We start from the raw sequence: 21,968 nt of genomic DNA, 5'->3' as shown, positions 1-21,968 counted from the left end.
CCTGAGGTGCGTAGTGAAGCGAAGCGGAACGAAGCCTCGAAGGGCGAGGGCGCTTGGCGATTCCATCAAAACAAGAACCGCTAACGTAGCTCTTCTTCCAATTCGGCATCGACGGCATCCAATGCCGATAGGGGTAACATCTCGCCGCGCCGGAATTCTTCCTCTGCCCGCAGAAGGGAACGAATGGCATAGTGGCGGTCTTGTATGCGCGCCACGCCATCGGGCAAGCTCACCTCCAGGCTGCTGGTCATGACTTACCTTCCTTAAGGAGTACGGAGGATTCATCTGCATAATAGTGCCAATGCCAATATTTGACATAAACCCCATTTTGGTTAACGCTCATCCAATATCGCATCTATCACCTGCCATGATTTCGCGGCTTCGCGCTGGTTTTTGTCGTGTCCGCTGACGGTGATCAGTGCTTTCCACAGCGCCCAGCCTCTTGCGCGCCTCCAAGTGGCTTCGTCGAGTGGAAGCGCAGTGCGGAACGCCTTCCGGCTCTCGCCTGAGAAAAACGTCCACGCGACCACGAGATCGCAAGCCGGATCACCCACGGCGGAACTGCCAAAATCTATGACTGCGCAAAGCTTGCCATGTTCGACAAGCAGATTGCCTGCCGCCACGTCGCCATGCACCCAGACGGGTGCGCCTTGCCAGCAGGAGGCGAGAGCGGCTGTCCAAATTTCTTCAGCGGCGCCCGTGTCGATGCGCTCCCGCAGGGTTGCGAGCGCGGAACGGGTTTCACCGTCATAGATGCGAAGATCGCCGCCGCGATGGAAATTATGGACGCCGGGTCGCGGCGCGTCGGGAGTAACCTCGATCCGGTAAAGCGCCGCGAGAAATGCAGCAAGCGCGTGGGCAAACTCGATGAGGTCGGAAACCCCGCCATCGCTGGCGGGTCTGCCTTCCAGCCAGCGATAAACGGACCATGGCCAAGGGTAGCGAGTATCAGGCGCTCCCTGTGCCAGCGGTTGTGGGATAGGCAATGGCAGGTGTGGCGCAAGCGCGGGCAGCCAGCGATGCTCCTTCTCCACTTGAGCAGCATAGGCGGCGCTACTTGGCAGGCGAACCGACATGGTCTCGCCGAGCCGGAAGGTACGGTTATCCCACCCGCCCGGCTCGACCAATTCTATTGGCATATCCGCCCATTGGGGGTACTGCCTCGCTATGAGATCACGGACGAGGGGAACATCGATCACTATGGGTTTGCCTGCATTCAGCATGATGCTCACAACCTCACCGTCCGCAGCCTCAGTGCATTCCCAATCACCGAGACCGATGACAGGCTCATGGCCGCCGCCGCGAGCATTGGCGAGAGCACGATGCCGAAGATGGGGTAAAGCACGCCCGCTGCGATGGGCACGCCCAGCACGTTGTAGATGAAGGCGAAGAACAGGTTTTGCTTGATGTTGCTGATGGTCGCTTCCGCCAGATGGCGGGCGCGGACGATACCCCCTAAATCGCCTTTCACGAGCGTGATGCCTGCGCTTTCCATAGCGACATCCGCGCCGGTTCCCATGGCGATGCCGACATAGGCGGCGGCGAGGGCCGGGGCGTCGTTGACGCCGTCGCCGGCCATGGCCACCTTCGCGCCCTTGGCCTGCAATTCATCGACAAGCGTCTTCTTGCCTTCCGGAAGGATTCCGGCCCGCACTTCATCGATCCCAAGCTTTTTCGCGACGGCCTTTGCCGTGCGTTCCTCATCACCGGTCGCCATGATGATCTTGAGGCCCAAGGCGTGCAGCTGCCGGATCGCGTCCGCCGCGCTTGCCTTGATCGGGTCGGCCACTGCAACAAGACCGGCGAGCTTGCCGTCGACAGCGACGTACATCGCCGTCTTGCCGCTTGAGCGCAGCTTGTCGGCTTGATCCTTGAGGGAGGTGAGGGGGAGGCTCAGCGCCTCCATCATCGCCGCATTGCCAAGGGCCACAGCTTTGCCCGCGATTTCACCACGGACGCCCTTGCCGGTGACGGCGTCGAATTCGCTTGTCTCCTTAAGCTTCAGCCCGCGCGCATTGGCGCCCTCGACAATCGCCTCGGCGAGCGGATGTTCCGAGCCGCGTTCGAGGCTGGCGGCGAGGGAAAGCAACTCGTCCTCCTTGAAACCGGGCAGGGCGATGACGTCGGTAAGCTTTGGCCTGCCTTCGGTCAGCGTACCGGTCTTGTCGACGATGATCGTGTCCACCTTGGCGAAGCGTTCCAGCGCTTCGGCATCCTTCACCAGAACACCCGCTTGCGCGCCGCGTCCGGTGGCGGTCATCACCGACATGGGCGTCGCAAGACCGAGCGCACAGGGGCAGGCGATGATCAGGACCGAGACGGCGGAGACGATGGCATGGACCATGCTGGGTTCAGGGCCGAACAGCGACCATGCGCCAAAGGCGAGGAGGGCGGCGAGAACCACCGCCGGTACGAAATAGAAGGAGACGGCATCGGCCAGGCCCTGAATGGGCGCGCGGGAGCGCTGCGCCTTCGCCACCATCTCGACGATCTGCGACAGCATGGTTTCCGCGCCGACCTTTTCGGCCCGCATGATGAGGGAGCCGTTCTTGTTGAGCGTACCCCCCGTTACCTTGTCGCCTTCCGTCTTCTCGACTGGAACCGGCTCGCCTGTGATCATGGATTCATCGATGGAGGAGCGGCCTTCGAGCACGACGCCATCGACCGGAACGGAATCACCCGGACGGATGCGGAGCTTGTCTCCTGTATGCACCTCATCAAGCGGGATATCGGTTTCCGTTCCGTCCTTGCTTATGCGGCGGGCGGTTTTGGGGGCGAGGTCGAGTAGGGCGCGGATGGCCGATCCGGTGCGCTCGCGCGCTTTTAGCTCCAGCACCTGTCCCAGGAAGACGAGCGCCACGATAACCGCCGCCGCCTCGAAATAAACAGGTACCGAGCCGCCGTGTCCACGGAAGGAGTGGGGGAATATGTCGGGGAAAAGCGTCGCCACGACGCTATAGATATAAGCGGTCCCCACGCCGATGGAGATCAGCGTCCACATATTCGGGCTTCGATTGACGATGGAATCCCAGCCGCGCTTGAAGAAGGGCAGGGCGGCCCAGAGCACCACCGGGGTGGCGAGGATGAGTTCGGCCCACGCGGCGGTGCGCTCGCCGATCCACTCGCGAACGGGAAGGCCGAACATTGGCCCCATGGTGAGGATCAGCAGCGGGATTGCGCAGACGGCGCTAACCCAAAGACGATGGGTGAAATCGATGAGTTCAGGATTTGGCCCCTCGTCGCCGGTGGGAACGCCCATGGGCTCCAACGCCATGCCGCAAAGCGGGCAGGAGCCGGGCTTGTCGCGGACGATTTCCGGGTGCATCGGGCAGGTGTAGAGTGTGCCCGGCTTGGCCGGTTCCTCTGCCCTTGGCTTGTCGCTCAAATAGCGTTCCGGATCGGCCTCGAATTTCGTCTTGCAGCCGGCGGAGCAGAAGTGGAACAGCGTTCCCTCATATTCCGTCGAAGGTTTTCCCGCGTTGGGATCGACGCTCATTCCGCAGACGGGATCGCGCGCGAGCGCCTCTTCGACGGTCGCCTTTTGATGATGGTCATGCCCATGATGTTTGCAGCAATCAGCCATGATTCTACCCTTCCGTTATCCTGATTGAGGCCAAGGTAGGGCTTCCCATCGTGGGAAGGTCAAGAGGGCGGGCGGTTCAAGCCTCAACGCGCTCCCGGTCCATAGTTTCCGGCATAATCTGAAATTTTCGTTGAATCTTCGCTTGAGGCTTGTCGAAGCGCTGATAACCTTGATATCGGGATGGGGTGGACCGCTGGTGCGTCGAGGAGCGCGCGGTTCCGCATTGAGGGAGGATAGCATGACATCTTTGCTGGCGCTGTCGCGCGCCATCGATTCCGCCAATACATTTATCGGCAAGGCGATCTCATGGCTGCTGCTGGCGGCCATTTTGATCAGCGCCATCAATGCCGTGACGCGGAAGGCGTTTTCACTGAGTTCCAATGCCTGGCTCGAAGCGCAATGGTATCTGTTCTCCGCGGTCTTCCTCATCGCGGCGGCCTATACGCTTCTGGGTAACGAGCATGTGAAGGTCGATCTCGTCTATGGCAAGCTGCCGCGCAAGGCACAGCTCTGGATCGATATTCTCGGCACGATCTTTTTCCTCATGCCTTTCTGCCTCATCACCGTTTATCTCTCCTGGCCGGTCTTCCTGCAGAAATTCGCTTCCGGCGAGGTTTCCAACAATACAGGCGGTCTTCTCCAGTGGCCGGCCTGGATCCTCATTCCCATCGGCTTCGCGCTGCTTGCCCTGCAGGGCGTTTCCGAACTGATCAAGCGCATCGCCATACTGCGCGGCGACATGCCTGACCCGGTGGCGGACGCCGACGCCGCGGCTGCGGCGCTCTGAACGGAAGGGGAGGGAAAACATAATGGCATTTCTTGCGGAAAATCTTGCGCCGATCATGTTCCTGGCGCTGATCGTCATCCTGCTGCTCGGCTATCCGGTCGCGTTCTCGCTGGCCTTCGTCGGCTTCGTCTTCGGCTTCATCGGCATCGAAATGGGGCTGCTTCCGGCAACGCTGTTCCAGGCCATTCCAGACCGCATCTTCGGGCAGATGTCGAACGAGACGCTGCTCGCCATCCCGTTCTTCACCTTCATGGGGCTGATTCTTGAGAAGAGCGGCATGGCGGAGGATCTGCTGGATACGATCGGCCAATTGTTCGGCCCGGTGCGTGGCGGCATTGCCTTCGCGGTGATCTTCGTCGGCGCGATCCTCGCCGCCACCACCGGCGTCGTCGCCGCCTCGGTCATCTCGATGGGCCTCATCTCGCTGCCGATCATGCTGCGCTACGGCTATGATCGCCGCGTCGCCGCCGGCACGATTGCCGCTTCGGGAACGCTGGCGCAAATCATTCCGCCCAGCCTCGTGCTGATCGTGCTCGCTGACCAGTTGGGACGTTCCGTCGGCGACATGTACAAGGGCGCGCTCGTCCCCGGCCTCTTGCTGGTCGCCGCTTACACCCTCTACATTATCATCACCGCGATCATCAGCCCCGCCAAGGTGCCCGCCCTGCCGCTGGAGGCGCGGACGCTGCGCGGCGGCAAGCTCCTGCTCAAGGTCGTCACCTCTCTGGTGCCGCCGCTGGTGCTGATCTTTCTGGTGCTCGGCACGATCTTCCTCGGCATCGCCACACCCACCGAAGGCGGCGCGATGGGGGCCGTGGGTGCGCTGGCGCTCGCCATCGTCAATCGCAAGCTCAGCCTCGATCTGCTCAAACAGGCGCTCTATTCGACCGCGAAGCTGTCATCCTTCGTACTGTTCATCCTGCTCGGCGCCCGCATCTTCTCGCTGACCTTCTACGGCGTGAACGGCCATGTCTGGGTCGAGCATCTGATGACCTCGATCCCCGGCGGCGAGGTCGGCTTCCTGATCGTCGCCAATCTGCTGGTCTTCTTCCTCGCCTTCTTCCTCGATTATTTCGAGCTGGCCTTCATCATCATCCCGCTGCTGGCGCCCGTTGCGGATGCCCTCGGCATCGATCTGGTCTGGTTCGGCGTCATGCTGGCAATCAACATGCAGACCTCGTTCATGCATCCACCCTTCGGCTTCTCGCTGTTTTTCCTGCGCTCGGTCGCGCCCACGCGAGCCTACAAGGACCGGGTGACCGGCGCGACGATCCAGCCGGTGACGTCGACGCAGATCTATATGGGAGCCATCCCCTACCTGTTCATCCAGCTTGCCATGGTGGCCACCGTCATCGCTTTCCCCGGCGTGGTGATGCATTATAAGTCGAATGCAAAGCAGATCGACCCGTCTGACGTCCATATCAATGTGCCGATGCCGGGCAATGACGGCGGCGCCGCGGACCCGTTCGCCAATCCGTTCTCGGCGCCGGGCGGCAATGCCCCGGACTTCGGAACGCCCGCCGCACCGGAGAAGCCCCCCGAAGCTCCGCCAGCTCCCTCGTTCGGCTCGCCCGCGCCGTCCTTCGGCGCTCCGAAGCAGCCATGACCCAATTATCCCCCTCTCAACGGAGAGGGGCCATCAATCGCTCAAAAGGAGGAGAACCATGAGCAATAATATAGATCGCAGACGTTTCCTGTCGCACGGCGCGCTTGGAGCGGCCGCTGCCACAGCCACCGCGGGTCTTGCCACCCCCGCGCTCGCCCAATCCCTGCCCGATATCCGCTGGCGGCTGACATCAGGCTTCCCGAACAATCTCGACACGATCTACGGCGGCGCCGTGGTCATGGCCGATGCGCTGAAGGCGATGACCGGGGGCAAGTTCCAGATCCAGGTGTTCCAGGCCGGCGAAATCGTGCCGGGGCCGCAGGCGATCGACGCGGTGAAGGCCAATACGGTCGAAATCGCCCACACCTGCGGCTATTATTTCACCGGCAAGGATCCGACCTTCGCCATCGGCTCGACCATTCCGTTCGGCCTCAACGCCCGCCAGCAGAATGCCTGGCTTTATCATGGCGGCGGCAACGAAGCCTACAATGCCTTCCTCGCCGATTATGGCGTTGTCGGCATTCCCGGCGGCGCGACCGGCACGCAGATGGGCGGCTGGTATCGCAAGGAGATCAAGAGCATCGATGACCTTAAGGGCCTGAAGATGCGCATCGCCGGCGTGGCGGGGCAGGTGATGGCCAAGCTCGGCGCGGTTCCGCAGCAGCTTCCGGGCGGCGATATCTATCCGGCGCTGGAGCGCGGCACCATCGACGCGGCCGAATGGGTCGGGCCTTATGATGACGAGAAACTCGGCTTCTACCAGATCGCGCCGTATTACTACTATCCGGCCTGGTGGGAAGGCGGTCTCACCATCCACTTCTTCGTCAACACGGCTCAGTACGAGGCGCTTCCGGCTGAATACAAGGCGGCGCTCGACACCGCCTGCAAGGCCGCGAACATCAACATGCAGACGCTCTATGATGTGAAGAACAAGGATGCGATTCGCTCGCTCGTCTCCAAGGGCGCGCAGTTGAAGATGCTCCCGCGCGACGTGCTCGACGCCGCCTACAAGGCGACCTTCGAGCTTTATGGCGAGTACAACGAGAAATACCCGGCATGGGCCAAGATCTATCCGGGCTGGAAGAAGTTCCGCGACGAGAGCTATGAATGGTTCCGCGTCGCCGAATATACGTTCGACAGCTATGTCTACGCCATGCAGGCGGCGGGCAAGTAAAACTGGAATGCCCCCTCATCCGCCTGCCGGCACATTCTCCCCGTAAAGAACGGGGAGAAGGACGAGGTGGCAACGTCTATGCCTCCCTCTCGGGGAGAGGGTAAGGGTGAGGGGCAAATCGCAGGTATCAGTACGCGAAGAAGAAAGCGGCGGCCATGCCGAGGCCGACCAGCGTGATGAAGACGCGAAGCGCCAGCATGTTGGTGATGCGGCGCGCCAGGTATGCGCCGAGATAGCCCCCAAGCGCGCAGGCCACGCCCAGAACGATCACCGACCCCCAGTCGATCAATCCGGCTATCGTATAGGTGATGACGGAAACCAGCGACAGGATGCTCGAAAGCAGGTTTTTCAGGCCATTCATCTCATGCAAATCGGTGAAACCGACAAGGCCGAACGCCGCCAGCAGCATGATGCCCAGCCCGCCATTGAAATAGCCGCCATAGGTGGACACCGCGAGGACCAGCGCCAGCGAAACGGGAAGCGGAAGCTCGTTTCCCTGCCTGGCCAGACGCCGAACCAATATCGGCCCCATCGCGAAAGCCACCGTCGCGAACAGGAGAAGCCAGGGCACGAGGCGGAGAAAAACCTCCTTTGGGGTCACCAGCAGCAGCAATGCGCCCAGCAGTCCGCCAAGCACGGCCATGGCGACCATGGCATAGAGGCCGACCGGGCCCTCCTTACGAATATCGTTGCGGTACCCCCACGTGCTGCCGATATAGCCGGGCAGGGCGGCGAGGGTAGCGGTGGCATTCGCCGGAATGTGGGGCACGCCGACATAGACCAATGCCGGAAACGAAAGAAACGTACCGCCGCCCGCAACAGCATTAAGCGCGCCCGCGCCAAGCCCGGCGAGCACGAGAATAATGAAATCCATGATGCCTCCTCCCTGGGGCACTGGATTGCAAAAACGGCAGAGGATTGCAAACTTTAAAGCTGAAGCCTGTCAGACGCTATGATGTCGGCCCTTCCTGACGATAAAACAGCACCCGCCCAGTCGGGAAAAGCTGAAGTAAAAAATCAAAGTCCCTAGTGTTGCGTGTGAGAACGGTAAAGCCAAGCTTCCATGCCTGCAAAAACAGGACGCAATCATTGATCGCCCGCAGCCGGTCGTCCTTCTGATAGACCTGTAGACGCGAAAGGATGCCGCCGAGAATTGCCGCGCGTCCGATAATGTCGGCATCCGGTGCAAATAGCCGATGCGGATGCATCAGTTTGATGGCCGCCCCGATGGGCTCGATGGCGCGTGGCGTTCTGGGATCGAGCGGATCCAACCTACCGACAGAATGCATCATCTCCGCAATTGCAATGGTGCTGTGATTCGAAAGCCTGATTTCGAGCAGCTCTTTTACAACTGGTGGCAGCTTTCCCTGAAGACGGTCGATATAAACGGTCGTATCAAGTAGAAAGTCTGCGCCCGGACCAGCAGATGACAGAAAGGGCAATTCACCGCTTTTTCTCCGCGACAGAGAAACAGGCCGGTCAAGCTTGGCCCATTTGACCGCCTTATCGAAATCAAACTCAGCCAAGATCAGAATTCGAGATCGAGCGTTGGATCGACCGTCCCTTCGAGCTTTTTGAATTCTTCAGCGAAATTATCTTCAATGGCAACATTTGCGAGGGCAAACTCGATCAGGTCCGTATCTGATTGCAGGCCCGTGCGCTTCTTCGCTTCCTCGACGAGGATCGGGCTGACTCGCCCCGCGATGCGCGCGCTTTTTTCGCCAATCAGTCCGGTTTGCCGCGCCACCTTAACCACAGCATCGACCCGCTTTTTCATCGTATGTTCGGTACGTTGAGCCGCTTTTCTGGTGGTCGCCATGACATCGCCTCGTTGGACAAAAGTTGTATTTTGTGCAACATAACATCATTGCCGGTTCACTTCAAATGCAACGCAGCAAGTTTCGAATACTAAAAATCCGGGCGCTTGCCCGGATTTTTATGATTTTCCGTATTTTACGCGATGGTTTTACGAGCACCCGCTCGTCGCGCCGCAGGTGTCGCATTTCAGGCAGGTGCCGTTGCGCACCATGGTGAAGTTCTGGCACTCCGAGCAGCTGTCGCCGGTATAGCCCTGCATCATGGATTTTATCCGTCGGTCAGCCTCGATCTTCTTGGTTTGGCTCTGGGCTTCCGTCTTGGCGCTTGCCGCCTCGGCTGCGGCCTGGTCGGAGAAGAGGGCCGTGGCATCCTCCGGTGCATCTTCGGCGAAGCCCGCAGGGCGTTCTTCATAGTCGCGCTTGAAGGCGGTGGCGCCGTCGGTCACCAGGCCGATGACGGGAGGGCGACCGGCGGATGAAACCACGCTCGATGTGGAGGCGGATTTCAGCGCTGTCACATTGGAGGCCTTGGCTGGGGTGGCTTTCGCGGGGGCGCTCTTCGCAGCAGAGGCTGCCGATCCCTTCGGCTCGCCGACCAGCGCCGGCTTGTAGCCCCGGGTCCAGCCGGTCGAGAGCAGATTGGTCTTGCCTTCCTGAATGCCCTTGCCGAGCGCCGTGTTGGAGAAATCGGTCGTATCGACATGAGCAAGGTCGTTGCGGCCGAGATAGGAAACGGCGAGTTCGCGGAACACATAGTCGAGGATCGACGTGGCGTTCTTGATCGCGTCATTGCCCTGGACGATGCCGGCCGGCTCGAACTTGGTGAAGGTGAACGCCTCCACATATTCTTCCAGCGGCACGCCATATTGCAGGCCGAGCGAGATGGCGATGGCGAAATTGTTCATCATCGCGCGGAAGGCGGCGCCTTCCTTGTGCATGTCGATGAAGATTTCGCCCAAGCGCCCGTCGCCGAACTCGCCGGTACGGAGATATACCTTGTGGCCGCCGACCACGGCCTTCTGGGTATAGCCCTGACGGCGATTGGGAAGCTTCTCGCGCTCGCGCACCACCTTTTCGACAATCTTCTCGACGATCTTTTCGGTGATCTGCACGGCACGGGCGCTGGCGGGAGCCTCGATCAGCGCCTCCAGCGCATCGTCCTCGTCTTCCTCGTCATCGGCGATGAGCGAGGAATTGAGCGGCTGCGAAAGCTTGGAGCCGTCGCGATAGAGCGCGTTTGCCTTGAGCGCCAGTTTCCAGGACAGCATGTAGGCGTTCTTGCAATCCTCGACGGTCGCCTCGTTCGGCATGTTGATCGTCTTGGAGATCGCGCCGGATATGAAGGGCTGGGCCGCCGCCATCATGCGGATATGGCTGTCGACAGAGAGATAGCGCTTGCCGATCTTGCCGCACGGATTGGCGCAATCGAAGACCGGGTAGTGCTCTTCCTTCAGGAAGGGCGCGCCTTCGAGGGTCATCGCGCCGCAGACATGGATGTTGGCGGCTTCGATGTCCTTCTTGGTGAAGCCAAGCGCCGGCAGCAGCTCGAAGGAGAAATCGTCGAGCTGGGCTTGCGTGAAGCCGAATTGTTCCTTCAGCCAGTCAGCGCCGAGCGTCCACTGATTGAAGACGAACTTGATGTCGAAGGCGGATTTCAGCGCGGCGTTCAGCGCTTCGATCTTCTCGTCGGTGAAGCCCTTGGCCTTGAGCGAGCCGGGGTTGACGGCCGGGGCCTGGTTCAGATTGCCATGGCCGACGGCATAGGCCTCGATCTCGGCGATCTGGCTTTCGGAGTACCCAAGGGTACGCAGCGCCTCAGGCACGGCGCGGTTGATGATCTTGAAATAGCCGCCGCCGGCGAGCTTCTTGAATTTCACCAGCGCGAAATCGGGCTCGATGCCGGTGGTGTCGCAATCCATGACGAGGCCGATCGTGCCGGTCGGCGCGATGACGGAGACCTGCGCATTGCGGTAGCCGTTCTTTTCACCCAGCTCCAGCGCCTTGTCCCAGGCGGCACGGGCGTGGATGATCAGGTCCTGATCCGGGCAATCCTGCGCTTCAAGCGGCACGGGATTGACGGCGAGGCCTTCATAGCCTTGCGCTTCGCCATGGGCGGCGCGGCGGTGATTGCGGATGACGCGCAGCATGTTGGCGGCATTGGGCTCATAACCGGGGAAGGCGCCAAGCTCGCCCGCCATTTCGGCTGATGTGGCATAGGAAACGCCGGTCATGACAGCGGTGAGCGCGCCGCAGATTGCGCGAGCCTCGTCGGAATCATAGGGGATGCCCGAGGTCATCAGCAGGCCGCCGATATTGGCGTAGCCCAGACCCAGCGTGCGGTATTTGAAGGAAAGCTCCGCGATTTCCTTCGACGGGAACTGCGCCATCATCACTGAGATTTCCAGAACGATGGTCCACAGGCGCGCCGTATGCTCATAGGCAGCGATGTCGAACTTGCCGTCCTGTCCGCGATAGGGGAGCAGGTTGATCGAGGCGAGATTGCAGGCCGTGTCGTCGAGGAACATATATTCCGAGCACGGGTTCGACGCGCGGATGGGACCTGCGGCGGGGCAGGTGTGCCAATCGTTCATCGTCGTGTTGAAGTGCAGGCCCGGATCGGCGGAGGCCCAGGCGGCATAGCCGATCTTCTCCCAGAGGTCGCGGGCCTTCAGCGTCTTCATCACCTTGCCGTCCTTGCGGGCGGTCAGGTTCCAATTGCCGTCATTCTCCACGGCACGCAGGAATTCATCCTTGAGCGAGACGGAATTGTTCGAGTTCTGGCCCGAAACGGTGAGATAGGCTTCCGAATCCCAATCCGTGTCATAGGTCTTGAACTGGATGTCGGTATAGCCCTGCTTGGCGAACTGGATGACGCGCTTGATGTAGTTTTCCGGAACCTGGTTCCGTTTGGCGGCCTTGATCTCGCGCTTCAGCGCCGGGTTCTTCGCGGGTTCGTAGCAATCGCCCCAAGACTCATCAGAGCCCGCCTCGCAGTTGACGCAGGCTTTCAGGATCGCGGTCAGGTGCTGCTTGACGATCTTGGAACCGGTGACGAGGGCGGCGACCTTCTGCTCCTCCTTCACCTTCCAGTCGATATATTCCTCGATATCCGGATGGTCGATGTCGACCACCACCATCTTGGCGGCGCGTCGCGTGGTGCCGCCCGACTTGATGGCGCCCGCGGCGCGGTCGCCGATCTTCAAGAACGACATGAGGCCGGAGGACTTGCCGCCGCCCGAGAGCTTTTCGCCTTCGCCGCGCAGGTGCGAGAAGTTGGAGCCGGTGCCGGAGCCGTATTTGAACAGGCGCGCCTCGCGCACCCAGAGGTCCATGATGCCGCCGTCGTTGACGAGATCGTCGGCGACGGACTGGATGAAGCAGGCATGCGGCTGCGGATGCTCGTAAGCCGATTTGGACTTGGTCAGCTTGCCGCTCTGCCAATCGACATAATAATGGCCCTGGCCGGGACCGTCGATGCCATAGGCCCAATGCAGGCCTGTGTTGAACCATTGCGGCGAGTTGGGCGCGACGCGCTGGGTGGCGAGCATATAGGCGAGCTCATCGCGGAAGGCGAGGGCGTCGGCTTCGGAATCAAAATAGCCGCCCTTCCAGCCCCAATAGGTCCAGGTGCCGGCCAGACGGTCGAAAACCTGGCGCGCATCCATTTCCGAGCCATAGCGCTCATCCTTGGGAAGCGCTGCCAGCGCCTCTTCATCGGCCACGGACCGCCACAGCCAGGACGGAACGGAATTTTCCTCAACCTTCTTCAGCTTTGCGGGAACGCCGGCCTTGCGGAAATATTTCTGCGCCAGCACATCGGTCGCGACCTGGCTGAACTGGGCGGGCACATCGATGCCTTCCAGGCGGAACACAACGGAACCGTCGGGATTCCTGATCTCACTCGTCGCCTTGCGGAACGCGATGTCCGCATAGGCCGACTGATTGTCCTTGGTAAAACGACGCTCGATCTTCATTGGTCCGATCCATCTCATCTATATATAGCGACTTTTCCGCGTCTTTTCATCCTTGACGCCGTTAGCCGCATGGTCCGCCGCATCCGGCGCCGCACCCGCGAAGCCGGTTCTCCCTTACCGCGCGCTTCCGCCAGCCCTTGAGGGCTTGCTGAAACGACTCGCGCCGCCCGTTTGCCGCCACCTGATTGTTTTCATCCCGCAACTGGGGATATCACATTATCTGGTGTCGATCTTAGACGCAAACACTAAATGTTGTGTTAACCCACCGTTCCCTGTTTTTTGAAAGCAGCGATCCTTGCAATCGCCGGCAGCCAAGAACCGACATGAAGAACCCATCGCAAAATACGTGGGTATCCACGCATTTTCCGCCGAAAAGGTTCTGATGTCGGGTGAAAAACCGGCCTTCCACCGCCGGCCACGCCACAAACGCAACGCTTGGAAACCATAAAATGTGACTCGACCCTACGCGTCAAGGGCTGGTCTGTTTCAAATTTATGAACGCAATATGTTGTGTGTGGCGGGTGTGGATAGCGGGGAGAAAAGGCTGTGAATTTTTATTGGGCAGCCATATTGGTTGCCATTGCAAAGCGGCGCAGGATGGCCTTCAATTCCGGCTCATCAACGCGCTTGGCTGCCTCCTTGGGCGACATCCATTCGCCCTGCCGCTCGCCGCGTTCAGGATAATGTTTTTCCTGATGCGAAAAATGGACTGGAAATACATCCACCGTGAACGCGCAGTCGGCCTCTGGCGGAAGGTCGGTTTTCTCGTAGCAATAGCTGCCGACCGGGCGGACGGCGACCGCGCCGCGCACGCCCGCTTCCTCATAGGCTTCGCGCAGGGCCGCTTGCGGCAGGGTCTTGCCGACCTGAGGCCAGCCCTTTGGAATGATCCAGCGGCCCGTGCCCCGGCTGGTGATCAGGAGCACTTCCAACTTGCCGTGATTATCGCGCCAGACAAGCGCCGCCACCTGAAGCAAGCGGCCTGATGGCGCCTTGATCCGTTTGTCCGTTGCAATGGTCTGGGCAAAGTCCGATTTCACGGGCAGCAACTTTCCATTCATCGTCCCAAGATGGGTTGATTCGCTATGATAGCAACGTATGAAATGGAAAAATGCTTAAGAATGCGCCGTAAAATCCACTATTTACGGCAAACGCATGAGTTTGTTTCAGCCGCATGACCAATTACGAAAAGTCTGCAACTTTTCGGGATCATGCTGGTGGTTAAGCCGCATGATCTTACCTGGAAGTCTGCAACTTTTCGGGATCATGCTTTAGCCGCGATGCGATTTCGCGATCGGTTCCTGATAGGTAAACCCCATATCCCAGGGGAAATAAATCCAGGTATCCTGACTGACTTCGGTGACGAATGTGTCGATCAGCGGGCGGCCGAGCGGCTTGGCGTAAACGGTGGCGAAATGCGCCTTCGGCATCATCTCGCGCACGATGGCGGCGGTCTTGCCGGTATCGGTCAGGTCGTCCACCACGAGAACACCTTCGCCGCCGTTTTCAAGCAAGCCATCGCCGATGCCTTTCAGGATGTGCAGTTTTCCCTGCTCGGTATAGTCATGATAGGAGGCGACGCAGACGGTCTCGATGAGGCGAATGCCGAGTTCCCGGCAGATGATGGCGGCAGGTACGAGGCCGCCGCGCGTGATGGCGACCATCGCGCGCCATTCGCGCTGAATGCCGGCGATGCGCCAGGCGAGCGCGCGCGCATCGCGATGGAACTGGTCCCAGGAGACGGGAAAAGCTTTTTCGGGCAGGGACATCGGCGCGCTCCAAATTGGAAGAATGCGCTGCTGTTAAGCGGAAAAAATGAGCAGTTGCAAGCGTCGCTGTCCGAACTCCCCGCTAATTCAACGCGAAAGCAGCGTCAGGGTCGGCATATCGGCAAGTATGGAGCGCGTCACGCCGCCGAAGACGAGTTCGCGCAGTCGCGAATGGCTGTATGCGCCCATGACGAGGAGGTCGATGCCGTTCGTCATCACATATTGGCGGATCGTCTCCTGGGTTGAAAGGCCCTGAGAATTCAATTGTTTGACGGTGATATTGACGCCATGGCGATCGAGCGCCTCGGCAAGCGCGGTTCCGGCCATTGTGTTGGCCTTTTGTCCGCCAGTTTCCGGCGGGTCTACCCATATGATCTCAACCGATTTGACGGCGACGAGCAAGGGCAGGGCGTCGAAGGCGGCGCGGGCGGCCTCGCGCTTGCCATTGAAGGCGACAGCAATGCGCGAAATCTCCGGTGGCGCGGAAAAGGCATAGGGAACAAGCAAAACCGGGCGTCCGCTATCGAAAATCAGCGTCTCGGCCGGATCGCTAGACAGCTCCGGATCGTCCGGATCAGGCTGGCCGGCAATGACGAGATCGGCGCGGAACGCGCTCTGCAATATGGCGTCGGAGCCTATGCCGCTGTTCGAGCGTACGATGCGGAATTCATGCGGCAGATCGTATTGCCGCATCTCGGCATCGAACAAACCCTTGAGCTTCTTGGCATTTTCTTCGTGGCGCGCTTCATGCGCCTCGATCATCGTGGCATCAACGAAACCGTTGGGGTCGGCATAGACGACCGGGGAGGGGATGGCATAGATGCCGATGATATGCGCCCGGTCAGTCTTGGCCGCAACCAGAACCGCCGCATTGACAATCCGCTCCAGTTCAACAGCGTTGCGCACATAAGCGATGAGAGTCCGGTATCCCATGTCAAGGCCTCCTGTCCCGGGTCTGCGGTTCGTTCCGTAAATCAACAACGCACAAAAGCTTTTAGCGTTGCACTCTTTTCGATCGGATCGTTTAGAGTTTATCAGAGTTACCCTGAAACAGCCTGCCTCTCACAGATTTCAAGCGGCCTGCTGTGCTTTCAACACCTCGACCATTTTCTCCACGTCAGCGACAGCCGCGGCGAGTTTCTCCCCATTGCGCGCCCGCACGACGAGTTCGGTGGTGAATCTGCCTTCCTCGTAGCGGGGATAGGAGCCGATGATGGTGTCGGGGTGGGCTTGCTGAATAACGCGCAGCGGCTCGCCGATCACCCCTTCGCCAAAGGGACATGTCACGGTACGCGACAGGAGCTTTTTGCCGGTGCGCAGCGTTGGGACAACATTGTCGAGCATGGCCTGAAAGATTGAGGGAACGCCGGCCATCACGTAGACATTCCCGATGATGAAACCCGGAGCAACTGACACGGGGTTGTCGATATGAACAGCGCCGCGCGGCATCCGCGCCATGCGCTTGCGCGATTCGGTGAATTCGATGCCGCGTCCGGCATAGTTGGCGGCCAGAAGCTGCAACGCCTTTTCATCATGTTCGCAGGGCACGCCGAAAGCTTTCGCCACCGCGTCGGCGGTGATGTCGTCATGGGTCGGGCCGATGCCGCCGGAAGTGAAGACGTAATCATAGGCGCCGCGCAGCGCATTCAGCGCCTCGACGATGCGGTCCTCCTTATCGGGAACGATGCGGACTTCCTCCAGGTCGATGCCGATGGCGGTCATGACATCGGCGAGGTAGCCGATGTTCCTATCCTTGGTGCGGCCCGACAGAAGCTCATCGCCGATGGCCAGCATGGCCGCGGTTACAGGTTTTTCCACCAGCATTTCCAATTGTCCGTCTGCCATTTGCGCTTTCTCCGTAGGGTGTCTTTGCGCAGTTAAACCCCGTTCGGGGCAGACGGCAAGTTTTCGTAAACAGTCCGTCACCAACAGGGGCGGTTCCATTCTTTGTGGATTCGATCAAATAAATAGCTGCTCTGCGAACAGGCTGACCAAACACGGATTAGGAGATTAAAAATGGCTAAGATTCTGGTGCTTTATTATTCGTCCTGGGGCCATATGGAAGCGATGGCGCGGGCTGCCGCCGAGGGTGCGCGCGAGGCGGGCGCGGACGTGACGGTGAAGCGCGTGCCGGAACTGGTGCCGGAAGAGGTGGCGAAGAAGGCGCATTACAAACTCGACCAGATAGCGCCGGTGGCCGATCCGCTGGAGCTGGCCGATTATGACGGCATTATCTTCGGCCTGTCGACACGCTATGGCATGATGGCCGCGCAGATGAAGAATTTCCTGGACCAGACCGGGCCACTCTGGGCCGAGGGCAAGCTCATCGACAAGCCGGCAACCGTAATGGCCTCGACGGCGACACAGCATGGCGGGGCGGAAATGGCGCTGGTTTCCGCGCAACTGGCGCTGCAGCATCATGGCATGATCATCGTGCCCTTATCCTACGCCTATCAGGACCAGATGGGCAACGACATCGTGCGCGGCGGCTCGCCCTACGGCATGACCACCACCACGAATGGCGACGGCTCCCGGATGCCATCGGAACAGGAACTGGATGGCGCAAAGTTCCAGGGCAAGCGTTTTGCCGGGATCGCGGCCAAGCTTAAGGGCTGAGGATTGCCGCGTTACCCGCCTCGTCAGCCTTCGACGGGGCGGGGATGCCGGTGGGAATTGCTTCGTTTCCGAATAATTATCATGACGGCCATAGTAAATATTCATTACTTCTTAGTTGTATATAGTATTAATTCGATCCAGTATTAATTTATACTCTATGGAGTGATCGCCATGGCGAAATCACCTGGTAACAAAAGAAACTTGAGCGCAAGCGCGATCAATAGCCGGCAAAATGGCAGCGCCGGTGGTTTTAATTTCCTTGGCAACAGGGAGTTACAGCTTCTGTTGATACGGGTTTATATCGGGCTGGATTTCATCCACCATTTTGCCGAGAAATTCGGTCTTCTGGGCGAAAAAGCCTATCAGGACGTCCTGCATTATTTCACAACCGTTACCTCCGATCCGGTGCAGATGGTTCTTCTTGCCGGGTTGTGCGAATTTGGCGCCTTTGTCGGCTTCACGTTCGGTCTTTTCACGCGTATCGCCGCTGTGGGCACAGCTCTCTATCTGGTGATCGCCCTGTTTGTGGGGCATCACAATGTGATGGGGTTCACGTGGGCCAATCCCGGCGGCGGGTGGGAATATCCGGCGCTTTGGGCCTTCATTTGCCTCACCTACGTCCTTACCGGCGGCGGACGTTATTCCCTCGACCGGCTATTGGAACCGCACTTGCCCGATGCGTTGAAGTGGCTTTCCAGATGATCAGGCCCAGATAGTCAGGCACCAGTATCGGTAGTCGGGGAGGGATGTTTCGCTCTGGCGCATTTCACTTTTGGATGGAACGATACTTTTTGTCGGATGCGGCAACTTCACCGTTGAGGCATGGATTCCTGTGACAAGCACAGGAATGACGGCAATATGGCTTTTGCCACAAGCCCAAACATTTCTGCCTGCAAGACGATGAAGTTTCAGGCGAAAAACCCGCTCTTCCGTCATTCCTGTGCTTGTCACAGGAATCCATGCCTCAACCTATCCATTCACGGCAACGGCACAAAAGGACACCAAGCGATTCCATCAAAAGAGGAAGCGCTCTGGCGTAAAATAAGGGAATTTTTGGTGCGGACGGCGGGGGTCGAACCCGCACGGGCAAGCCCGAGGGATTTTAAGTCCCTTGCGTCTACCAGTTTCGCCACGTCCGCGTATCTTTCTTTTCAAGTAGTTGCAGGGTCCCGTCAAGGGATGTTTTGCGATCCTGAACTGCGTTTTGCAAAGGGTCACGCCTGCATGGGAAATCCCCGCTCAATCCTCCACGAAGATCTCCTCGCGCTTGCGGTTGATGCTTGGGAGAAGCACGATGACGAGCACTGCGAGCGCGATGGCAAGGAGCGTGGCGCTGATCGGGCGGGTGAGGAAGACGGTCGGATCGCCGCGCGAAATGATCATGGCGCGGCGCAGGTTTTCCTCCAGCAGCGGCCCCAGCACGAAGCCCAGCAGCAGCGGCGCCGGCTCGCAGTGCAGCTTTACCAGCACATAGCCGATGAGGCCGAAGAAGGCGACGGAATAGAGGTCGGAGACATTGGAATTGACGCTGTAGACGCCGATCGAGCAGAAGGCGAGGATGATCGGGAACAGGAGATAATAGGGGATCGTCAGCAGCTTCACCCAAAGGCCGATCATCGGCAGATTGAGAACGATCAGCATCAGATTGCCGATCCACATCGAGGCGATGATGCCCCAGAACAGCGCCGGCTGCTCGGTCGCCACGTTAGGGCCGGGGACGATGCCCTGGATGATCATCGCGCCGATCATCAGTGCCATCACCGGATTGGCGGGGATGCCGAGCGTCAGCATCGGGATGAAGGATGTCTGCGCGCCGGCATTGTTGGCCGCTTCCGGTCCCGCAACGCCCTCGATTGCGCCCTTGCCGAAGGTCTGCGGCTCCTTCGCAACGCGCTTTTCCACCGTATAGGAGGCGAAGGAGGCAAGGATCGCACCGCCGCCGGGCAGGATGCCGAGGGCGGAACCGAGGGCCGTGCCGCGCAGAATCGGCGCGGCCATGCGCTTGAAATCCTCTCGCGTCGGCATGAGGCCGGTCACCTTTTTGATCATGACCGAGCGCTCGTGCTCGTTTTCCAGGTTGCGCAGAATTTCGGCGATGCCGAAGACACCGACCGCCATGGCGACGAAATTCAGCCCGTCGGAGAGGTCGCGGATGCCAAGGATAAAGCGCGGCGTTCCGGTGTTGATGTCGGTGCCGACGAGGCCCAGCAGCAGGCCGAGCACCACCATCGCCAGCGCCTTGACGACGGAGCCGTGGGCAAGCGCGATGGACGAAATGAGTCCCACGACCATCAGCGAGAAATATTCCGCCGCCCCGAATTGCAGCGCGATGGCTGTCAGCGGCGGGGCAAATATGGCGACGAGGAAGGTGGATACCGTTCCAGCGAAGAAGGAGCCTATGGCGGCGGTGGCGAGCGCCACGCCGGCGCGCCCGTTGCGCGCCATCTGGTAGCCGTCGATGGCGGTGACGGCGGAGGAGGATTCGCCCGGCATGTTGATGAGGATCGCCGTGGTCGAGCCGCCATATTGGGCGCCGTAATAGATGCCGGCCAGCATGATGAGCGCGGATACCGGCTCAAGCTGGAAGGTGATCGGCAGCAGCATGGCGATGGTGGCCGTCGCGCCAATGCCGGGCAGGACCCCGATCAGCGTTCCCAGCATGACGCCGGTGAAGCAGAAGAGCAGGTTCCACGGCGAGGCGGCGGTGGCGAAGCCGAGAGCGAGATTGTTGAAGAGATCCATTGGCTATGCTCCTTCGATCACGAATGTCGTGATCGATTCCCTACGTGAGGCATGACGTTTCCTGAAAACCGGTTCCCACTTTTCGGCGTCATACCTAACCGCTAATCCACGGGCCGAAGCGCCGGAACGGCAGGCCGAGCGCATAGCTGAACACGATGACGGCGAAAATCGCCAGCCCGGCGGCGAGGAGAAGGGCGATGCCCGGCTTCATCCGGCTGGAAGCGAAGGCGGCGATCATGGCGGTGAGAAACACCGCCGGCACGAAGCCGAGGCCGCGGACCGTCAGGCCGAAGATAATCGGCGCGGGGAGAATGAAGAGCATACCGCGCCAGGCTATGGGGCCGATAGGCTCCGCCTTATATTGCGCTGCCTGCACGAGGATGATCAGGCCGAGCAGGACGAGAACGCTCGACAGGACCAGTGGGAAATAGCCGGGACCCATGCGAAAAGCGGTGCCGAGCTCCATGCCGAGCGACTGCATGGCAAAGAATGCGCCGATCGCGATGAAGATCGCGGCGCATAGGCCGTCACGGGCGTTGATGGAAATGGTTTTCATGTTTTCTCTTTTACAAATGGCAGACGCCCGCGCCAGGCAGCACCCCCCTCTGCCCTGCCGGGCATCTCCCCCTCAAGGGGGGAGATTGGCTGACACGACGCTCCGCCCTCATCCTGCGACGTCGGCGATTGGTACCGCACGTCTATGAAAGCGTAATCTCCCCCCTTGAGGGGGAGATGCCCGGCAGGGCAGAGGGGGGTATCTCGCGCACGCTTTAAAACAGCCGCTGGCGCTAATCCGCGTACTGTCCCGCACTATCAATCACCGGCTTCCAGCGAGCAACCTCGGTCTCAAGCTTGGCCTTCAGTCCCTCCGGCGTCGCTTCGGCGTCCGTTGCCGGGATGGTGCCGAGTTCGGCGAAGCGGGCGACGACGTTTTGATCCTTCAGCGCCTTCTGCAGCGAGGCGGAGAGCTTTGCCGTCACGTCCGAAGGCGTACCCTTCGGCGCGTAGATGCCATGCCAGATGCCGACGACGAAATCGGGCAGGCCCGCCTCCGATGCGGTCGGAACGTTGGGCAGCGCCGCCAGTTTCTGCGGCGAGGTGACGGCATAGGCCTTGATGGTGCCGGCCTGGATCTGCTTCGTGGTATTGGTCGTCTGGTCGCACATCATGTCGACCTGGCCGCCTAGGAGATCTGTCATCGCCGGCCCCGTGCCCTTGTAGGGAACGGTGGTGAGCTGGGTCTTGATGGCATTCATGAACATCATGCCGCAGAGATGCGAGGCTGCGCCGATGCCGGCGTTGGCCAGCGTCACCTTGTCGGGGTTGGCCTTCACATAGTCGATGAGGCCGTTCAAATCCTGCGGCTCGAAATCCTTTTTTGCCACGATGGTCATCGGAACATCGGTGACGAGGCCGACATAGTCGAAGGCGTTCAACGTGTCGTAGGGCAGCTTGCGATAGAGCGTGGCGCTGGTCGCCATGCCGATGTGATGGAGAAGCAGGGTGTAGCCATCCGGGTCGGCCTTGGCGACGCGGGCAGCACCGAGCGTACCTCCGGCGCCGCCGACATTCTCGACGATGATCTGCCGTCCCAGATCCTTCGACATCGCCTCGGCGACAAGGCGCGTGACCGTATCGGTTGGGCCGCCGGCCGAGAATGGCACGACCATGGTGATGTTGCGCTCCGGATAACCTTGAGCGCCCGCGCTGGACGCGGTGACAATAAAAGCCGTGGTGGCCGCCAGGGCTGCAAAGATTTTCTTCATGCGATCCTCCCAGATCATCGGCCAAGCGGTTGGCCGGCAAACGCTGCCGGCTGTCCGGCGATTCTCCTCCCGCCGGCAGCCAAGCCATCGGCGATATCGAACGGGAGCGATGCGGATGTGTCAAGCGGAAACGC

General features: G+C 60.1%; 19 protein-coding genes and 1 tRNA gene. 5 read left to right on the top strand and 15 right to left on the bottom strand.

Annotation, left to right across the window (positions count from 1 at the left end; all coding sequences use genetic code 11):
- Positions 1-80: 80 nt before the first annotated feature.
- The 3 genes from C7477_RS18875 to C7477_RS03150 all read right to left on the bottom strand — a co-directional run bounded on the left by C7477_RS18875 (position 81) and on the right by C7477_RS03150 (position 3,583).
- The gene (locus tag C7477_RS18875; protein WP_181418324.1) at positions 81-251 is read right to left on the bottom strand and encodes a hypothetical protein; all 171 of its coding nucleotides are present in this window, start codon (positions 249-251) and stop codon (positions 81-83) included.
- 81 nt (positions 252-332) lie between these two features.
- Positions 333-1,220 (bottom strand): aminoglycoside phosphotransferase family protein, encoded by an 888-nt coding sequence (locus C7477_RS03155; protein WP_425373506.1) that lies wholly within the window; start codon positions 1,218-1,220, stop codon positions 333-335.
- An 8-nt stretch (positions 1,221-1,228) separates the two neighbouring features.
- Complete coding sequence (locus C7477_RS03150) at positions 1,229-3,583, bottom strand: heavy metal translocating P-type ATPase (protein ID WP_110748905.1); 2,355 nt, start codon at positions 3,581-3,583, stop codon at positions 1,229-1,231.
- Positions 3,584-3,821: 238 nt separating this feature from the next.
- Between C7477_RS03150 and C7477_RS03145 the strand changes: the two genes are divergently transcribed.
- From C7477_RS03145 to C7477_RS03135, 3 genes are read left to right on the top strand one after another with little or no spacing between them, the layout of a single operon-like run.
- On the top strand, positions 3,822-4,370 hold the full coding sequence (locus C7477_RS03145; RefSeq protein WP_110748903.1) for a TRAP transporter small permease subunit: 549 nt from the start codon (positions 3,822-3,824) through the stop codon (positions 4,368-4,370).
- 19 nt (positions 4,371-4,389) lie between these two features.
- The gene (locus C7477_RS03140; protein WP_181418340.1) at positions 4,390-5,976 is read left to right on the top strand and encodes a TRAP transporter large permease; all 1,587 of its coding nucleotides are present in this window, start codon (positions 4,390-4,392) and stop codon (positions 5,974-5,976) included.
- 58 nt (positions 5,977-6,034) lie between these two features.
- Positions 6,035-7,150 carry a TRAP transporter substrate-binding protein gene (locus C7477_RS03135; RefSeq protein ID WP_110748901.1) on the top strand — a complete coding sequence of 372 codons (1,116 nt, stop codon included), beginning with the start codon at positions 6,035-6,037 and terminating at the stop codon, positions 7,148-7,150.
- A gap of 127 nt (positions 7,151-7,277) precedes the next feature.
- Here the strand turns inward: C7477_RS03135 and C7477_RS03130 are convergent, their stop codons facing one another.
- The 8 genes from C7477_RS03130 to C7477_RS03095 all read right to left on the bottom strand — a co-directional run bounded on the left by C7477_RS03130 (position 7,278) and on the right by C7477_RS03095 (position 16,534).
- Positions 7,278-8,024: a sulfite exporter TauE/SafE family protein gene (locus C7477_RS03130; RefSeq protein ID WP_210206131.1), complete on the bottom strand. Its 747-nt coding sequence runs from the start codon at positions 8,022-8,024 to the stop codon at positions 7,278-7,280.
- A gap of 76 nt (positions 8,025-8,100) precedes the next feature.
- Positions 8,101-8,676 carry a type II toxin-antitoxin system VapC family toxin gene (locus C7477_RS03125; protein WP_110748899.1) on the bottom strand — a complete coding sequence of 192 codons (576 nt, stop codon included), beginning with the start codon at positions 8,674-8,676 and terminating at the stop codon, positions 8,101-8,103.
- A gap of 2 nt (positions 8,677-8,678) precedes the next feature.
- Positions 8,679-8,969: a hypothetical protein gene (locus C7477_RS03120; RefSeq protein WP_245411701.1), complete on the bottom strand. Its 291-nt coding sequence runs from the start codon at positions 8,967-8,969 to the stop codon at positions 8,679-8,681.
- 147 nt (positions 8,970-9,116) lie between these two features.
- Complete coding sequence (locus tag C7477_RS03115) at positions 9,117-12,941, bottom strand: vitamin B12-dependent ribonucleotide reductase (RefSeq protein WP_110748897.1); 3,825 nt, start codon at positions 12,939-12,941, stop codon at positions 9,117-9,119.
- 554 nt (positions 12,942-13,495) lie between these two features.
- Complete coding sequence (locus tag C7477_RS03110) at positions 13,496-13,981, bottom strand: NUDIX hydrolase (protein ID WP_110749354.1); 486 nt, start codon at positions 13,979-13,981, stop codon at positions 13,496-13,498.
- A gap of 231 nt (positions 13,982-14,212) precedes the next feature.
- Positions 14,213-14,710 carry a xanthine phosphoribosyltransferase gene (gene gpt, locus C7477_RS03105; protein WP_110748895.1) on the bottom strand — a complete coding sequence of 166 codons (498 nt, stop codon included), beginning with the start codon at positions 14,708-14,710 and terminating at the stop codon, positions 14,213-14,215.
- 87 nt (positions 14,711-14,797) lie between these two features.
- Entirely contained in the window at positions 14,798-15,643 is an 846-nt protein-coding gene (locus C7477_RS03100; RefSeq protein WP_110748893.1) for a universal stress protein, read from the bottom strand.
- A 138-nt stretch (positions 15,644-15,781) separates the two neighbouring features.
- Entirely contained in the window at positions 15,782-16,534 is a 753-nt protein-coding gene (locus tag C7477_RS03095) for a competence/damage-inducible protein A (protein WP_245411711.1), read from the bottom strand.
- Positions 16,535-16,726: 192 nt separating this feature from the next.
- On the opposite strand from C7477_RS03095, the gene wrbA reads away from it, so the two are divergent.
- A complete protein-coding gene (gene wrbA, locus C7477_RS03090) occupies positions 16,727-17,326 on the top strand; it encodes an NAD(P)H:quinone oxidoreductase (protein WP_110748891.1) in 600 nt (199 codons plus the stop codon).
- Positions 17,327-17,497: 171 nt separating this feature from the next.
- A complete protein-coding gene (locus C7477_RS03085) occupies positions 17,498-18,028 on the top strand; it encodes a DoxX family protein (RefSeq protein WP_110748888.1) in 531 nt (176 codons plus the stop codon).
- Between the two features lie 352 nt (positions 18,029-18,380).
- Here the strand turns inward: C7477_RS03085 and C7477_RS03080 are convergent.
- The 4 genes from C7477_RS03080 to C7477_RS03065 form a co-directional block, all read right to left on the bottom strand.
- Positions 18,381-18,465: transfer RNA gene (locus C7477_RS03080), tRNA-Leu, on the bottom strand.
- Positions 18,466-18,565: 100 nt separating this feature from the next.
- The gene (locus C7477_RS03075) at positions 18,566-20,068 is read right to left on the bottom strand and encodes a tripartite tricarboxylate transporter permease (protein WP_110748886.1); all 1,503 of its coding nucleotides are present in this window, start codon (positions 20,066-20,068) and stop codon (positions 18,566-18,568) included.
- Between the two features lie 94 nt (positions 20,069-20,162).
- Positions 20,163-20,624 carry a tripartite tricarboxylate transporter TctB family protein gene (locus C7477_RS03070; RefSeq protein ID WP_110748884.1) on the bottom strand — a complete coding sequence of 154 codons (462 nt, stop codon included), beginning with the start codon at positions 20,622-20,624 and terminating at the stop codon, positions 20,163-20,165.
- Positions 20,625-20,856: 232 nt separating this feature from the next.
- Complete coding sequence (locus C7477_RS03065; protein WP_110749350.1) at positions 20,857-21,834, bottom strand: tripartite tricarboxylate transporter substrate-binding protein; 978 nt, start codon at positions 21,832-21,834, stop codon at positions 20,857-20,859.
- Positions 21,835-21,968 lie beyond the last annotated feature (134 nt).

It is taken from the genome of Paramesorhizobium leguminum (genome assembly GCF_003217235.1).
GTDB lineage: Bacteria > Pseudomonadota > Alphaproteobacteria > Rhizobiales > Rhizobiaceae > Paramesorhizobium > Paramesorhizobium leguminum.
Note: the sequence above shows the minus strand (reverse complement) of the source record. Positions and strands in the feature narration are given on the sequence as shown.

Excerpts from the sequence above, each read along its gene's own strand:
- wrbA (WP_110748891.1), top strand. The coding sequence starts at position 16,727 with ATGGCTAAGATTCTGGTGCTTTATTATTCGTCCTGGGGCCATATGGAA.
- C7477_RS03120 (WP_245411701.1), bottom strand. The coding sequence starts at position 8,969 with ATGGCGACCACCAGAAAAGCGGCTCAACGTACCGAACATACGATGAAA.
- C7477_RS03075 (WP_110748886.1), bottom strand. The coding sequence starts at position 20,068 with ATGGATCTCTTCAACAATCTCGCTCTCGGCTTCGCCACCGCCGCCTCG.
- C7477_RS03065 (WP_110749350.1), bottom strand. The coding sequence starts at position 21,834 with ATGAAGAAAATCTTTGCAGCCCTGGCGGCCACCACGGCTTTTATTGTC.
- C7477_RS03145 (WP_110748903.1), top strand. The coding sequence starts at position 3,822 with ATGACATCTTTGCTGGCGCTGTCGCGCGCCATCGATTCCGCCAATACA.
- C7477_RS03100 (WP_110748893.1), bottom strand. The coding sequence starts at position 15,643 with ATGGGATACCGGACTCTCATCGCTTATGTGCGCAACGCTGTTGAACTG.
- C7477_RS03135 (WP_110748901.1), top strand. The coding sequence starts at position 6,035 with ATGAGCAATAATATAGATCGCAGACGTTTCCTGTCGCACGGCGCGCTT.
- C7477_RS03085 (WP_110748888.1), top strand. The coding sequence starts at position 17,498 with ATGGCGAAATCACCTGGTAACAAAAGAAACTTGAGCGCAAGCGCGATC.
- C7477_RS18875 (WP_181418324.1), bottom strand. The coding sequence starts at position 251 with ATGACCAGCAGCCTGGAGGTGAGCTTGCCCGATGGCGTGGCGCGCATA.
- C7477_RS03130 (WP_210206131.1), bottom strand. The coding sequence starts at position 8,024 with ATGGATTTCATTATTCTCGTGCTCGCCGGGCTTGGCGCGGGCGCGCTT.
- C7477_RS03150 (WP_110748905.1), bottom strand. The coding sequence starts at position 3,583 with ATGGCTGATTGCTGCAAACATCATGGGCATGACCATCATCAAAAGGCG.
- C7477_RS03115 (WP_110748897.1), bottom strand. The coding sequence starts at position 12,941 with ATGAAGATCGAGCGTCGTTTTACCAAGGACAATCAGTCGGCCTATGCG.
- C7477_RS03070 (WP_110748884.1), bottom strand. The coding sequence starts at position 20,624 with ATGAAAACCATTTCCATCAACGCCCGTGACGGCCTATGCGCCGCGATC.
- gpt (WP_110748895.1), bottom strand. The coding sequence starts at position 14,710 with ATGTCCCTGCCCGAAAAAGCTTTTCCCGTCTCCTGGGACCAGTTCCAT.
- C7477_RS03095 (WP_245411711.1), bottom strand. The coding sequence starts at position 16,534 with ATGCTGGTGGAAAAACCTGTAACCGCGGCCATGCTGGCCATCGGCGAT.